The 15,122-nt window shown below is 71.3% G+C and carries 9 protein-coding genes and 1 pseudogene; 3 read left to right on the plus strand and 7 right to left on the minus strand.

The genetic code is table 11. The features are described from left to right. Positions 1-52: 52 nt before the first annotated feature. Positions 53-485 (plus strand): annotated as a pseudogene (locus tag OHT74_RS10625) (DUF1152 domain-containing protein); the annotation flags it as partial. Between the two features lie 170 nt (positions 486-655). Here the strand turns inward: OHT74_RS10625 and OHT74_RS10630 are convergent. Next, positions 656-1,333 carry a nitroreductase family protein gene (locus OHT74_RS10630; RefSeq protein ID WP_328620132.1) on the minus strand — a complete coding sequence of 226 codons (678 nt, stop codon included), beginning with the start codon at positions 1,331-1,333 and terminating at the stop codon, positions 656-658. Positions 1,334-1,402: 69 nt separating this feature from the next. Between OHT74_RS10630 and OHT74_RS10635 the strand changes: the two genes are divergently transcribed. Beyond that, positions 1,403-1,798 (plus strand): winged helix-turn-helix transcriptional regulator, encoded by a 396-nt coding sequence (locus OHT74_RS10635; protein WP_266663035.1) that lies wholly within the window; start codon positions 1,403-1,405, stop codon positions 1,796-1,798. Between the two features lie 102 nt (positions 1,799-1,900). Here OHT74_RS10635 and OHT74_RS10640 read toward each other — a convergent pair whose 3' ends face one another. Together OHT74_RS10640 and nrdR are read right to left on the minus strand one after the other, a co-directional pair. Then, positions 1,901-4,789, minus strand: coding sequence for a vitamin B12-dependent ribonucleotide reductase (locus OHT74_RS10640; RefSeq protein ID WP_328620133.1), 2,889 nt, complete (start codon positions 4,787-4,789; stop codon positions 1,901-1,903). Between the two features lie 129 nt (positions 4,790-4,918). Next, a complete protein-coding gene (nrdR, locus tag OHT74_RS10645) occupies positions 4,919-5,431 on the minus strand; it encodes a transcriptional regulator NrdR (protein WP_266663039.1) in 513 nt (170 codons plus the stop codon). Positions 5,432-5,900: 469 nt separating this feature from the next. On the opposite strand from nrdR, the gene lexA reads away from it, so the two are divergent. Then, on the plus strand, positions 5,901-6,692 hold the full coding sequence (lexA, locus tag OHT74_RS10650) for a transcriptional repressor LexA (RefSeq protein ID WP_030301390.1): 792 nt from the start codon (positions 5,901-5,903) through the stop codon (positions 6,690-6,692). Between the two features lie 152 nt (positions 6,693-6,844). Here lexA and OHT74_RS10655 read toward each other — a convergent pair whose 3' ends face one another. The 4 genes from OHT74_RS10655 to OHT74_RS10670 all read right to left on the minus strand — a co-directional run bounded on the left by OHT74_RS10655 (position 6,845) and on the right by OHT74_RS10670 (position 13,648). Then, the gene (locus OHT74_RS10655; protein ID WP_328620134.1) at positions 6,845-8,815 is read right to left on the minus strand and encodes an ATP-dependent DNA helicase; all 1,971 of its coding nucleotides are present in this window, start codon (positions 8,813-8,815) and stop codon (positions 6,845-6,847) included. A gap of 52 nt (positions 8,816-8,867) precedes the next feature. Beyond that, a complete protein-coding gene (locus OHT74_RS10660) occupies positions 8,868-10,742 on the minus strand; it encodes an IucA/IucC family protein (protein WP_328620135.1) in 1,875 nt (624 codons plus the stop codon). Positions 10,743-10,912: 170 nt separating this feature from the next. Then, positions 10,913-11,620, minus strand: a complete 708-nt coding sequence (locus OHT74_RS10665) for a GNAT family N-acetyltransferase (RefSeq protein WP_328620136.1) — start codon at positions 11,618-11,620, stop codon at positions 10,913-10,915. 6 nt (positions 11,621-11,626) lie between these two features. After that, entirely contained in the window at positions 11,627-13,648 is a 2,022-nt protein-coding gene (locus OHT74_RS10670; RefSeq protein WP_443047699.1) for an IucA/IucC family protein, read from the minus strand. Positions 13,649-15,122: the final 1,474 nt, after the last annotated feature.

Consider the following 15,122-nt stretch of genomic DNA (forward strand, 5'->3'; position numbering starts at 1 on the left):
CCCCCGCTCCCGCTCGTGAAACTGCAGGCACCCGATCGCCCCGCTGCGCACAATGATCACCGTGACGGCCCTGCACACCAACCCGCGGTTCGCCCGGCTCGCCGAAGCCGAGCGCATCCTGATCGCCGGCGCCGGCGGCGGATTCGACATCTACTCCGGCCTCCCGATCGCCCTCTCCCTCCTGCACCAGGGCAAGGACGTCCACCTGGCGAACCTCTCCTTCAGCGCGCTCGCGGGCCTGCCCATCGAGGACCGGGTGGCCCCCCGATCTCACCGCCGTCACCCCCGAAACCGCGCCCCACCAGGCCTACTTCCCGGAACGGACGCTGGCCCGCTGGCTCAGGCTGCACGGCTACCCGGCCACGGTGTACGCGTTCCCCCAGGTCGGCGTGCAGCCGCTGCGCGCCGCCTACCGGGCGCTGATCGACCTCCACCGGATCGACGCGGTCGTGCTCGTGGACGGCGGCACGGACATCCTGATGCGCCAGGTCCACTCCGAGATCGCGGCCTTCCGTGAGGAGACGATCACCCGCCCGGCCCGCCGCATCCCTCACTGACGACGGGGACCGGCCTTGAGCCGGTCCCCGTCGTGAACTGCTGGGTCAGCTACCTGCCCGGGCCGCGCCCGGAGTCATATGGTGCTGGTGGAGATCACTTACTCCTGGCGTGCGGTATTCCCCGCGTCGCGGGGCCCGTGCGATCCGTGGAAGACGTTGCGCTCCGTGGCACGCCGACCTGGATGGCGCCGTTCCTCCGCCGGGTAGCCGACCGAGACCAACAGGGCGATGGCCAGATCGTCACGGCCGTCGACCCCGATCACCTTCCTCACCTTGGCCTCGTCCCAACCGTTCATGGGCGAGGTCGCCAGACCCATCTCCGTAGCAGCGAGCATCAGGAATGAGGCCGCGATCATGGCGTCCTTGACCGCGTACTCGCGAAGCAGACCGCGCCGATCGAGATCCTCCTGGAAGGCCCTCGACGCGGCGGAGAACATCGCGATGAACTCGTCGTTCCATGCTCCGCTGCGCCGCGCCTGCTCATAGACGTCGCTGTGGTCATCACGCCAGGACTGCGGCTCGGCGACGAAGACCAGTACGACCGGGGCCTCTTGGGGCTGGGGCTGGCCTCCGGCAGCCCATGCCAGCCCTGCACGTCCTTCTTCTCCGGACACCACGACGATCGACCGGTCCTGCAGGTTCCAGCTGGTGGGGGCCTCGACCGCGAGATCAAGGAGCGCTTCGAGCGTGCTCGGCGGAATCGGGTCGGGCCGGTAGTGGCGGACGGTGCGGCGGGTGCGGATCGCTTCTGCGACCGACATCGTGTGGCTCGTCATGTCACTCACTATTGGAGAGTGACTCTCCATCGGGAAGAGGGCACCTTTTTGTGCGCTACTCTCCCCGGCATGAAGACCACGGTGGAAGCATCCGGACTGCCTGCCGACGTCTACTCCGCAAAGTGCCCGACGCGCCAGGTCCTCGACCACATCTCCGGCAAGTGGACGATCCTCGTCGTGGACGCCCTCCTCGAAGGGACCCTGCGGTACACCGACTTGATGCGGCGCATCGAGGGTGTCTCACAGAAGATGCTCACCCAGACGCTGCGCGGCCTGGAGGCCGACGGGTTCGTCACCCGCACCGTGTACCCCACCATCCCGCCCCGGGTCGAATACGACCTGACGGAGCTCGGTCGCAGTCTGGCGGAGCCGATCACTGCACTCCGCCACTGGACCGAAACCCATATCAACGAGATCGAGCGGGCCCGGGCCCGGAGCACCTCGCAGGCGAGGGAAGCCACCTGAGCAGTTGCATCGGATGCAACGGGCAATGACGCCGACGGGGAGCCGGCATTTCGCCGACTCCCCGCTTTGACCAGGCACGTCATGCCTGGTGGGCGCCTACTTTCAGCTGCAGCCGCTGGTCGAGCCGCAGCCCTCGCAGATGTAGCAGGAGCCTGCGCGCTGCATCTTCGTACCGCACGAGAAGCAGAGCGGGGCGTCGGCGGAGACGCCGAGCTGCATCTCGACCAGTTCGGCGTTGGAGTGCGCCGTCTTCGGGGCCTGGACCTCCACGACCGCGGCCGGCCTCGGGGCTGCCGGGACGGCGGCCAGCGGGGCCGACTGCGCCAGGGACTCCGTGTCGAGGTCGTCCTCGAGCGGCTCGTACGAGCCGGTGTCCAGGTGGCGCTGACGCTCCTCGGCGGTGTGGATGCCGAGCGCCGAGCGGGTCTCGAAGGGCAGGAAGTCGAGCGCCAGGCGACGGAAGATGTAGTCGACGATCGACTGCGCCATCCGCACGTCCGGGTCGTCCGTCATGCCGGCCGGCTCGAAGCGCATGTTCGTGAACTTCGAGACGTACGTCTCCAGCGGGACGCCGTACTGCAGGCCGACCGAGACGGCGATCGAGAAGGCGTCCATCATGCCCGCGAGGGTCGAACCCTGCTTGGACATCTTCAGGAACACCTCGCCCAGACCGTCGTCCGGGTAGGAGTTCGCGGTCATGTAGCCCTCGGCGCCACCGACCGTGAAGGAGGTGGTGATGCCCGGGCGGCCCTTGGGAAGGCGCTTGCGGACCGGACGGTACTCGATGACCTTCTCGACCGCCGCGCGGATGGTGTCCTCCGCCTTGGCGGTGACCTCCACCTTCTCCTCTTCCTTCTTCTTCGCGGAGAGGGGCTGGCCGACCTTGCAGTTGTCGCGGTAGATCGCGAGCGCCTTGACGCCCATCTTCCACGCCTCGAAGTAGATCTCCTCGATCTCCTCGACGGTCGCCGTCTCCGGCATGTTGACCGTCTTCGAGATCGCGCCGGAGATCCAGGGCTGGATCGCGGCCATCATCCGGACGTGGCCCATCGGGGAGATGGATCGCTCGCCCATCGCGCAGTCGAAGATCGAGTAGTGCTCGGTCTTCAGACCCGGGGCGTCGACGACCACGCCGTGCTCGGCGATGTGCGCGACGATCGCCTCGATCTGCTCCTCCTGGTAGCCCAGGCGGCGCAGGGCCTGCGGGACGGTGCCGTTGACGATCTGCATCGAGCCGCCGCCGACGAGCTTCTTGAACTTGACCAGGGCCAGGTCCGGCTCGACACCGGTGGTGTCGCAGGACATCGCGAGACCGATGGTGCCGGTCGGCGCGAGGACGGAGGCCTGGGAGTTGCGGAAGCCGTTCTTCTCGCCGAGGCGCAGGACGTCCTGCCAGGCCTCGGTGGCCGCGGCCCAGATCGAGTTGTCCAGGTCGTCGGTGCGCGGCGCGACACCGTTGGCGTCGGCGTGCTGCTTCATGACGCGCTTGTGCGCCTCGGCGTTGCGGGCGTAGCCGTCGTACGGGCCGACGATGGCGGCCAGCTCGGCGGAGCGCTTGTAGGCCGTGCCGGTCATCAGCGAGGTGATCGACGCGGCGAGGGTGCGGCCGCCGTCCGAGTCGTACGCGTGGCCGGTCGCCATCAGCAGGGCGCCGAGGTTGGCGTAGCCGATGCCCAGCTGACGGAAGGCGCGGGTGTTCTCGCCGATCTTCTGCGTCGGGAAGTCCGCGAAGCAGATCGAGATGTCCATCGCGGTGATGACGAGCTCGACGACCTTGGCGAAGCGCTCGGCGTCGAAGGACTGGTTGCCCTTGCCGTCGTCGTTCAGGAACTTCATCAGGTTCAGCGAGGCGAGGTTGCAGGACGTGTTGTCCAGGTGCATGTACTCGCTGCACGGGTTGGACGCGGTGATGCGGCCGGACTCGGGGCAGGTGTGCCAGTTGTTGATCACACCGTCGTACTGGATGCCCGGGTCGGCGCAGGCCCACGCGGCCTCGGCCAGCTTGCGGAAGAGCGCCTTGGCGTCGACCTTCTCGATGACGTCGCCGGTCATGCGGGCACGCAGGCCGAACTCGGTGCCGTTCTCGACGGCCGTCATGAACTCGTCGTTCACGCGGACGGAGTTGTTGGCGTTCTGGTACTGGACGGACGTGATGTCGTCGCCGCCCAGGTCCATGTCGAAGCCCGCGTCGCGCAGAGCGCGGATCTTCTCCTCTTCCTTCACCTTGGTGGCGATGAAGTCCTCGACGTCCGGGTGGTCCACGTCCAGGACGACCATCTTGGCCGCGCGGCGGGTGGCTCCGCCCGACTTGATCGTTCCGGCGGACGCGTCGGCGCCGCGCATGAAGGAGACCGGACCCGAGGCGTTGCCGCCGGAGGAGAGGAGCTCCTTGGAGGAGCGGATGCGGGAGAGGTTCAGGCCGGCGCCGGAGCCGCCCTTGAAGATCATGCCCTCTTCCTTGTACCAGTCGAGGATCGACTCCATGGAGTCGTCGACGGCAAGGATGAAGCACGCGGAGACCTGCTGCGGCTGGGGCGTGCCGACGTTGAACCACACCGGGGAGTTGAAGCTGAAGATCTGGTGCAGGAGGGCGTACGTGAGCTCGTGCTCGAAGATCTCCACGTCGGCGGGCGACGAGAAGTAGTCGAAGTCCTCGCCGGCCTTCGTGTACGTCTTCACGATCCGGTCGATGAGCTGCTTCAGACCGGTCTCGCGCTGCGGGGTGCCGACCGCGCCACGGAAGTACTTGCTGGTGACGATGTTGACCGCGTTCACCGACCAGAAGTCGGGGAACTCGACGCCACGCTGCTCGAAGTTCACCGATCCGTCGCGCCAGTTGGTCATGACGACGTCACGGCGCTCCCAGCTCACCTCGTCGTACGGGTGCACGCCGGGGGTGGTGTGGATGCGCTCGATCCGAAGGCCGCTCTTGGCAGTCTTGGTCCCCTTGGCGCGGGAACCTCGTGCCGAGCTGCTCGCCGTCTCTGTCATGCCGCTTCCTCCCATATGCGGGCAAAAACGCCCTAAAGTGCCAGCGTTATTCCGCGGCACGGTCTGTCTTGTATCTACGTTTCTTCGCCTGAGCCTTCCGGGCGGCCGCGCTGCGCTGCGGCCGGCCGGTCAGTCGGCGGCGGAGGCGGGCACGGGGACCTGGACGGTCCCACCGGGCCCGCACTCTTCGGGGTGAGGCCGCGGCACGCGGAGTTCCGCGATGGCGGTCTCGAAGTCTTCGAGTGTGTCGAACGCCTTGTAAACGGACGCGAACCGGAGGTACGCGACCAGGTCGAGCTCCTGCAACGGGCCGAGTATGGCCAGACCCACGTCATGGGTGGTCAGCTCGGCACTCCCGGTGGCGCGCACCGCCTCCTCGACCCGCTGGCCGAGCTTGGCGAGGGCGTCCTCGGTGACCGGCCGCCCCTGGCACGCCTTGCGCACGCCGGAGATGACCTTGGTACGGCTGAAGGGTTCGGTCACCCCGCTGCGCTTGATCACCATCAGCGAGGCCGTCTCCACCGTCGTGAAACGACGGGAGCAGTCGGGGCACTGACGGCGCCGACGGATCGACGTGCCGTCGTCCGTGGTGCGGCTGTCGACGACGCGGCTGTCGGGGTGCCTGCAGAAGGGGCAGTGCATGGTTCCCTCACCCTCCCTCTTGGCACGACTGAATCACCTCACGAGGCCCCTGAACGACGGGGACGGGTCCCTGTCGGGGGCTCGTGAAGCAGCCACCAGCATATGCGATGCCGAGGGCCTCGACGGACCGAGGACCACAACTTCTGGGCGGCAGCGCACATCCAACCACTAGATCTTGGGTTGTGGTGGATTTGGTTCGCTCCGCGTGTCGCCGGGTCCGATGCCCGGACCCGGGCGTTCCCGGTGCCACACTGGGCGCGGGACCGGAAGGCGGCGATCCGACCGGGAAGGGTACCGTAAACAGCGGAGGCGGGACCGAACCCGCGTTCGGCGGACCGATCGTCCATACACCCCTTGTTCTGACCACGCTGGACGATCTGCGATTTTTCACTCGAACGTGTGTTTGGCGCAACCTTTCGAAAGCTACTACCGTTGTCCAGCTAGGGAGAACATTTCGAGAGGGGCCGACGTGACCACCACCGCAGACAGTGCCACCATCACTGCCCAGAACCGCTCCCAGAGCCGACTCGAGCCGGTGCATCCCATGAATGACGCAAGCCTGAACCCGGAGGCGGAGCCCGTACGCCCCGCACGATCGCTGCCAGGCCGACCTCCAGGCATCCGCGCCGACAGCTCCGGGCTCACGGACCGGCAGCGGAGGGTCATCGAGGTCATTCGCGATTCGGTGCAGCGGCGCGGCTACCCGCCGTCGATGCGGGAGATCGGCCAGGCGGTCGGCCTGTCCAGCACGTCCTCGGTCGCGCACCAGCTGATGGCCCTCGAGCGCAAGGGCTTCCTGCGCCGGGACCCGCACCGCCCCCGGGCGTACGAGGTCCGCGGCTCCGACCAGCCCAGCTCGCAGCCCACGGACACCACCGGCAAGCCCGCCGCCTCGTACGTCCCCCTGGTCGGCCGGATCGCGGCCGGCGGCCCGATCCTCGCCGAGGAGTCGGTGGAGGACGTGTTCCCGCTCCCCCGCCAGCTGGTCGGCGACGGAGAGCTCTTCGTCCTCAAGGTCGTCGGCGACTCGATGATCGAGGCCGCCATCTGCGACGGCGACTGGGTCACGGTCCGTCGCCAGCCGGTCGCGGAGAACGGTGACATCGTGGCTGCGATGCTCGACGGCGAGGCCACCGTCAAGCGCTTCAAGCGCGAGGACGGCCATGTCTGGCTGCTCCCGCACAACGCCGCCTACCAGCCGATCCCCGGCGACGAGGCGACCATCCTCGGCAAGGTCGTCGCGGTACTGCGCCGGGTCTGACCCGCGTCGCTTCCCAGCCAGCCCCCGGGACCCACTGCGCCGGTCCCGGGGGTTGTTTCGTTCTTTGCGGCTAAACCGCCGCCGCTCTCGCGGATGTGGTTGCTCGCCGCTTGGGCTGCTCCATTGATGGTCGCCGCTCGTGCTCCCGAGAACTACTTGCCGTCAGCGTGAGCGGCAGCGTCGATCGCGGCGAGGGAGCGGCGGGCCTGGTTGCGGTCCGTGGTGTACCAGAAGTCCGGCAGCGTGGCCCGCAGGAAGCTCCCGTACCGGGCCGTGGCCAGCCGGGGGTCCAGGACCGCGACGACACCCCGGTCGTCGCCGGCGCGTACGAGCCGGCCCGCGCCCTGGGCCATCAGGAGCGCCGCATGCGTGGCCGCGACGGCCATGAAACCGTTGCCGCCGTGCTCCTCGACCGACTTCTGCCGGGCGCTCATCAGCGGGTCGTCGGGACGCGGGAACGGGATCCGGTCCATGACCACGAGCTGGCAGCTGGGACCGGGCACGTCCACGCCCTGCCAGAGCGACAGCGTCCCGAACAGGCAGGTCTTCGGGTCCGCCGCGAACGCCTTGATCAGCTCGCCCAGCGTCTCCTCGCCCTGGAGCAGGATCGGGTTGTCCAGCCGGCCGCGCAGCTCCTCGGCGGCTGCCTTGGCGCCCCGCATGGAGGAGAACAGGCCGAGGGTGCGGCCGCCGGCCGCCTCGATCAGCTCGGCGAGCTCGTCCATCATGTCGCCGCGGGTTCCCTCCCGGCCGGGCGTGGCCAGGTGCTTCGCGACGTAGAGGATGCCCTGCTTGGGGTAGTCGAACGGCGAGCCGACGTCCAGGCCCTTCCAGACCGGCGCGTCCTCCCCCTCGACCCCTTCGGGAGACAGGCCCAGCGAGGCCGCGACCCCGTTGAAGTCGCCGCCCAGTTTGAGGGTCGCCGAGGTCAGGACCACCGAGCGGTCCTCAAACAGCTTCTCGCGCAGCAGCCCGGACACCGACAGCGGGGCGACCCGCAGGGTGGCCCCGAAGCGGTCGTGCCGCTCGTACCAGACGACGTCGTATTCGGAGCGGAGCAGAATCCGCTCGGCCACCCCGTGGACGCTCTCCACCGCGGCCAAGGCCTGCTTGCGGACGGCGTCCTCGTCGTGGACGGACTTGTCGCGGGTCGCACCGATCGCCGAGATGACATTGCGCGCCGCGTCCCGCAGGGCCGCCAGTGCGTACCCGAGGTCCTCGGGGACCTCCTCCAGCCGGCCCGGGAGGGCCAGCTCCATGACCCGCTCGAAGGACTCGGACGCGGTCTGCAGCGAATCCGCGGTCTTCTCGTCGGCCAGCTTGGCCGCGCGCTTCACGGCGCGGTTGACCTGGCCCGGGGTGAGCTCGCCGGTGGCGACCCCGGTCACCCGGGAGACCAGCTCGTGCGCCTCGTCCACGATCAGCACCTCGTGCTGCGGCAGCACCGGGGCGCCCTCGATGGCGTCGATGGCCAGCAGCGCGTGGTTGGTGACGACCACGTCGGCGAGCTTGGCCCGCTCGCGGGCGGCCTCGGCGAAGCACTCGGCGCCGTACGCGCACTTCGTCGCGCCCAGGCACTCCCGGGAGGAGACGGAGATCTGCGACCAGGCCTTGTCGGAGACACCCGGGGTCAGGTCGTCCCGGTCGCCGGTCTCGGTCTCGTCGGCCCAGTCGCGCAGGCGCAGCAGGTCCTTGCCGAGCTTGCTGGTGGGGGTGGCCGCCTCGAACTGGTCGAAGAGGCCCTCCTCCTCGTCCTGCGGCGCGCCCTCGTGGAGCCGGTGCAGGCACAGGTAGTTGGACCGGCCCTTGAGCATGGCGAACTGCGGGCGGCGGCGGAGCTGCGGGTGCAGCGCGTCGACCGTCCGGGGCAGGTCGCGCTCGACCAGCTGCCGCTGGAGCGCGAGGGTGGCGGTGGCGACGACCACGCGCTCGCCGTGCGCGAGGGCCGGTACCAGGTAGCCGAGGGACTTTCCGGTGCCGGTGCCGGCCTGGATGAGCCGGTGCGTGTTGTCGTCGATCGCTTCGGCGACGGCTTCGGCCATGGCCACCTGGCCGGGCCGCTCCGTGCCGCCGACGGCGGAGACGGCGGCGTGCAGCAGGTCGGGGAGGGAGGGCTTCGTCATAGCAATGACAACCCTACGGGGCGCCACCGACAGTGACCGCCACGACGATGATTCATGGCCGGTACAAGGGGTTGGGCACGGTGCCGTACTCCACCGCGCGCGGGCGGTCGGGGCGGTCGCGGTAGCCGTCCTCGTACAGCCGGTTCCGGTTCAGGCAGAGCCGCCCGATGCGCTCGCCGAGCAGGTCGAAAAGCTCGTAGCGCTCCTTGAGCTCGGGGAAGCGGGCCTGGTGGCGCAGGATCTCCCCCCGTACGAGCGACCAGAACTCCTCCTCCGGGACGCCGAGACGGTCCTCGCACAGGGCGGAGAGGTAGCGGAAGACTCCGACGAAGAGGCCGGAGTGGATGTACTGGGGCAGGAAGTCCGCAGGCTTGTCGCGCAGCGCTGCGCGCACCTCGGCGGGCACGCCGGCGAGCTCGGGCAGCGGCTCGCGGCAGATGCTGACCTCCTCCACGAAGTCCTTGAGGGCGATCCGGACCGGGACGTCGTGCTCGTCGAAGATCACGGTGGCGTTCTCGCCGTGCGGGGAGAAGACGGTGCCGTAGCGGTAGAGGAAATGGAGCAGCGGCGGCAGCAGGGCGGTGAAGAGCCGCTGGAGCCAGCAGGCAGCCGTGAGCCCGGACCGGGCGACGAGCTCGGCGGTGAAGGACCGGCCGCGCGGGTCGACGTGGAGGAGGGAGGCGAGCGTACGGGCCCGCTCACCGGGGGCGAGCCGGCCGGCAAGGGGCTCGCGCCAGATCGCCCCGAGGAGCTCCTTGTACTGGTACGGGGCCTCGGGGAGCTCGTCGTAGACGGGGTGACGCACGGTGACCGAGGCGACCTCGCCGAGGAGGACCACTCGGCATTCCTCGCGAAGGAAGGGGTCGGCGTCGTGGAGGGACCGGATCCAGGCGGTGACGGCGGGGGCGGCGGCGGAGTGGTCGGAGGGCAGGCCGCGCCAGACCAGGGTGTTGAAGACGGAGAGCGGCAGCTTGACGCTGTGCCGGTCGGGGCGGCTCAGGTTGAGAAAGGTGCGGACCGACTGCTGCGGGATGCGCATGTCCGGATCGGCGGGGAGCGGGACCAGGGCACCCGAGGCCAGGGCCGGGGCGAAGAGGGGGAGCACGATCTCGTCCCACTGCCAGGGGTGGACCGGAAGGTAGAGGTAGCCGAGCGGGTCGAGGCCGCGGGCGCGCAGGGTCCGGTCGAACGCGGCCCGGGTGACGGGGTCGAGCTCCTGGGCGTAGAGACGGGCCGGGTCTTCCAGGCCGGCCGTGCCGCGGTAGGCCGCGAGGGAGGTGTGGGCCGCGAGCCAGGGCAGCCGCTGGCGGGTGCGGGCCTCGGGGGCCCAGGAGGCGGTGTCGGCGGCGGACAGTCCTATGCGGCCTTTGTTGACGACGAGCCAGGGGTGGCCGGTCTGGTGGCCTTCGAGCTCGGCGTGGTCGAGATCGGCGAGGACGTCGGCGGTGAGCGCGGTGTGCTCGATGCGGGCGTCGGCGGCGAGGGTGGCGCTGAGCTCGCGGACCAGGTGGCCGAGGGTGGCGCCGTCGAGACCGAGGAGGATGCGGGTGCGGATCAGGAAGGCGTACGGGTCCGCGAAGGCGGTCGGGGGCTCCGGTGACGGGGCCGGCGGGCTGAGGGTGACGGTGTCGGGGGCGACGTGCCAGCTGCCGTAGGCGCGGCGGCGGGCCCGGAAGCCGAGGCTGCTGCCGTCGTCGAGGGTCAGCTGCCAGGCGTCGCCGGAGGTGGTGCCTGGGGCCGGGACGGGCCTGATGATCTCCTCGTACGCGAACTCGCCCAGCAGCTTGGCGAGGAGCCGACGGGCGGCGGACTCCCAGGTCGCGCTGTTGAGTTCGGGCGGTGTGCAGGGGTGCTGGGGGGACGGCGGAACGGCAGGTTCCGAGAAGTGGGAGCCGGTGGAGTCGGGGGTGGCGGGGAAATTCGGCACGGGACTCCTCGGGGATCGGGAACTTTGCTGCGCGACGCAGAGTTTTCGAGGGGTGAGGCGTGAACGGGGAGCGCTGGACGGGGCGAACCGGGGGCGTGGAGCGGGGGACTGAACGGGGGCTGAACGGGGGAGGCGTGGAGCGGCGGGATCGCGGGACGTCGGGCGGCAATTCAGATGAGATTGCGCAGCGCCCGCTCCCGGATCATCAAGGCGGCGCGCTTCTCGGGGAGGTCGATCTCCGTGGAACAGCGGAATCCGGAGTTGAGAAAGGCTGATACGGAGGGGGTGTTGCGGATGTCTGGTTCGGCGATGACGCGTGTGCAGCGGGGACGGTTGTCGAGCACCAGGTCGGCGACGCCCCGCAGCAGGACGGTGCCCAGTCCGCGGCCGCGGTTCGTGCCGTCTCCGATGAGCAGGTGGATACCCGTGTCGTGGGGGCGCGCCGGGTAGTGGCGGGAGAGCGGGTCGAGGTCGGCCCGGTAGATCTCCCAGTAGCTCATCGGCGTGCCTTCGAGGAGGCCGAGGCAGGGGATGCTGTGGCCGTTCCCGTCGAGCTGGGCCCGCACGTGGGCGGCGGTGACGGCGGCGGGACCGGCGAGTTCCCAGTAGGCGGCCACCTCGGGGTCGTTCATCCAGCCGGTGAGCAGCTCCAGGTCGCGGCCGAGCCGTACGGGTTCGAGGCGGAAGGCTCCGGCCGGGGTGGTGGCGGTGCCCCATCCGGCCGGGGAGTCGAGGAGTTCGGCCTCGGCGAGCAGGGGCAGCAGCAAGGTGGAGAGCCGTCGTCCCGGGACACGGGTGCCGATGGTGGCGGTGCCGGTTGCCGTGGGGGCGGCGGTGACGGGGGCGAGGGCAGTGGTGAAGGTGTCGGTGGAGGGCATCGGCACTCAATCGTGGAGGGGGTTGGTGAGGGTGACGTAGACGGACTGGGAGTCGACGGGGCCGACGAGCTCGTCGAGGCCGCCCAGGCGGGTGAGCAGATTCGCCTTGCAGCGCAGGGTGGGTGAGTCGAGCAGCCGCGCGGGGAGCGGTCCGAGTCCGGAGGCCTTGCCGAGGAACCGGCGGAAGGCGGCGAGCAGGACGCGTTCGTCCGCGAGCTGCTGGGATCCGAAGGCGCCGATGAGGCCGAGCACGTTGTTGATGCCGAGGTAGTAGGCGAAGCGTTCGTCGGTGACGGCGTCGGAGACGAAGGTGTCGCTGGCGCTGCCGATGCCGGGGAGCCGGCGCTCGAGTTCCGCGCGGTGGGATGCGCGGAAGTAGTAGCCCTGGTTGTCGCGGTAGCGGCCGCCGACCGGCCAGCCGGCCGGGTCGAGGAGGACCAGGGTGTTCTGCTGGTGCGCTTCGAGGGCGATCCCGGCGAGCGCGTCGAAGGCGAGGACCGGCAGGACGACGTGCTCGAGGTAGCGCAGGAACCACTCGGCGGCGACGGCGGAGGTCGGGCGTCCGGTGGTGGTGGCGAGCCGGGAGACAGCCTCGGCGAGCCGGGAGCGCATGGTGGTCCGGCCCGGCCACGGGCGGGGCGCGGTGAGTGCGGCGATGCAGACGGCGTCGTCGTGGGAGCGGAAGGGGTTGTGACGCAGCACGGCGTCGAGTCCGGGGACGGGGGTGCCGTCCGGGGCGTCGACGGCGATCCAGGCGGGGTCGCGCACGATGTCGAAGCCGGGGTGGGCCGCCTGCCACTGTTCCGCGAGGCCGGTGCGGAGCAGCCGGTGCACCTCGACACCGCGGTGGAGTTCCTTGCGGAGGTTCTCGCGCCGGGAGTTGGTGATGCGCAGGCCCAGGGAGAGCTTGAGCATCGCGGGGGTGCCGGGGCGGTGGACGGTACGGACGGAGGAGGTGGGGTACCAGGGGTCGCCGTACGGGCCCAGGTCGTGCAGGAGCCCGGCGTCGCGCAGGGCGGCGACCGCGGGGCGCTGGAGCAGGTCGCCGGCCTGCCAGGGGTGCAGGGGAAGGGGGGTCGTGCCGTCGGGCAGGGGGAGTCCGGGGGCGAGCCGGCCGAGGAGCCGGGCGGCGGACACGGGGCGGCCTCGTTCGGTCCAGGCGGAGTCGGTGGCGAGCGCAGAGGGTTCGACGGCGAGCCAGTGCAGGGGGAAGGAGCCGTGGAGTTCGGGTGAGTAGCGGCGTGCTTCGGCCTCGGAGAGTCCTTCGCGGCTCTTCGGGTCCGGCTGGAGGGGGTGGCCTAGGAGCAGGGACTGTTCGGCGGTGAGGAAGAGATCGCCGGCGACGGGTTCGGGCGGGGTGGGGCGTTCGCGCCGGTCGGCGATGAACTCGGCGGTGCGGCGCACCGAGTCGGCGACCCGGCCGACGAGGTCGGCGCCGCCGCGGCCGCCGCTGTCGCCCTCGCGGGCGAGCAGTGAGGCGAGGGTGACGGCGTCCACGGCCGGGGCGTGGGCGGGCGCGCCTTCGAGCCGGGCGGGGGCGAAGCGGTGCCAGCCGGCCGGGGACCAGTAACGGACGGCGACGAGCAGGGCGGTGCCGGATGCGGGGAGAGGGATACGGAGCAGGGTTCCGACGGGCCCGTCGGGACGACCGATGCCGTTTTCGCGGACCCAGCAGCGCAGCAGGTTCTCCACCGCCGCGGCTTCGGCGGCGACAGCCGGGTCGGGGTGGTCCAACAGGTCGGGCAGCATCGCGGGTTCGGGCCCGACCGGACCGCCAGAGCCGACCCGGGCCCGAAGCGTCCCGTCCATCTGCCGCGGCACGATCCCCCCACCGAGCGCGCCAAGGCCACCGATCCCCGGGGCGGCCTGCGAAGCCGCCCCCTGGGGGGACTGCGAGGCCGAGGCAGCGCCCTCCGGCGCGGGCTCCGGGGTGAACCCGCCGAGGCCGCCGCTGCTCCGGGGACCACCGGGGGCCCCGAGGCTGCCCGTTCCGCCCGGGCCGCCGGGTCCCGGGGCCGGCCACGGCATGGCCTGCGGGGCCGGAGCGGAACCCTCCGGCACGGACTCCCGGGTGTCCGCGCCAAGGCCGCCACCGACGCCGCTGATCCGGGTGCCACCGGGAGCCCCGAGGCTGCCCGTTCCGCCCGGGCCGCCGGGCCCCGGGGCCGGCCACGGCATGGCCTGCGGGGCCGAAGCGGTGCCTTCCGGCACGGGCTCCTCGGTGGACCCGCCAACGCCGCTGGCGCCGCCATTCCCCTGGGTGCCACCAGGGACAGCGGGACCGCCGGTCCCTGCAACCTGGCCGACCCCGCTCCCACTGCGGCCGCCCGACCCACCAGGGGCGCCGAGGCTATGGGTTTCACCAGGGCCGCCGGTCCCCGGGGTGGGCCGCCGGGCGGCCTGCACACCCGAGCCCAAGGGGGACTGCGGGGCCGCGGCGGAGCCCGCCGACTCCACCGGCTGCAGCCCGGGACCGCCCCAGGTAGTGGAACCGCCGACGCTCCCCGCATCGCCGGGGGCACCAGGACTGCCCGTCCCTGCAGTCCCGTCGGCCCAGAAACCGCTCGGGCCGCCGGAGGCATCGGGGCTGCCCATCTCGGCCTGCCGCGGGGTGAGCTGGGAGCCCGAGGACTCCAGAGCGGCGCCCTCCGGCTCGGGCTCCGAGGCGGACCCGCCTAGGCCGTCGGCGCCGCCGTTGCTCTGGCCTCCGGGGGCACCGAGACACTCCATCTCTGCGACCCCGCTGCTCGGGCCGTCGGCGGGGGCCCCGTGACCTGCGGTCCCCGGGTGCCACGGGGTGCCTTCGGCCTCCGGGCTCTGCGCCCCGCCGGCACAGCTCAGGCCTAGGCTGCCGGGCGCACCGGGGCTGCCGATCCCTGCGGTCCTTTCGGCCCCGCTCGGCAGCGAGTTCCCGCTGGTTCCGGCCAGACCATCGGAGACACAGAGGCTGCCGGTGTCGGGGAACGGCCGCAGGGTGGCCTCGGAGGCCGAACCCATCCGGGGCTGCAGGGCGGGGGCGAGGCCCGTCAACTCCGGCTCCGGGGTGGCCCCGCCGAGGTGGGTGGCATCGCCCAGGCCCTCCGGGGCACCGGTCCGGGCAGGGACACCAGACCCAGGAGGCGGCAGCCGATGGGGCTGGGACGCCGAGCCTGGCAGGGGCTGCAGGGACTGAGTCGTGCCCGGCTCCCGCTCCGGCGCAGGGTCACCTGGGACGCCGGAACCGCCGAGCGGGTCGGGCTCGCCCGGGGTGCCGGTCCCGGCAGGGACACCAGACCCGGGCGGCGACCACGGCTTGGCCGGGGACGCCGAGCCTGACGGCTGCGGTGCAGGCTCACCGGTACCAGGGGCCGGCCACCCGGTGGGCTCCAGGGCCGAGCCCTTCGGCTGCTGGTCCGGTGCCGGGGCGCCGACCCGGGCGGGACCACCCGGGGCACTGGTCCCAGGAGGCGGCGAGCGGAAGGCATGCGGGGCCGAGCCCGTCAGCTGCTGGTCCGGTGCCGGG

It is taken from the genome of Streptomyces sp. NBC_00354 (assembly GCF_036106915.1).
Classification (GTDB): Bacteria; Actinomycetota; Actinomycetes; order Streptomycetales; family Streptomycetaceae; genus Streptomyces.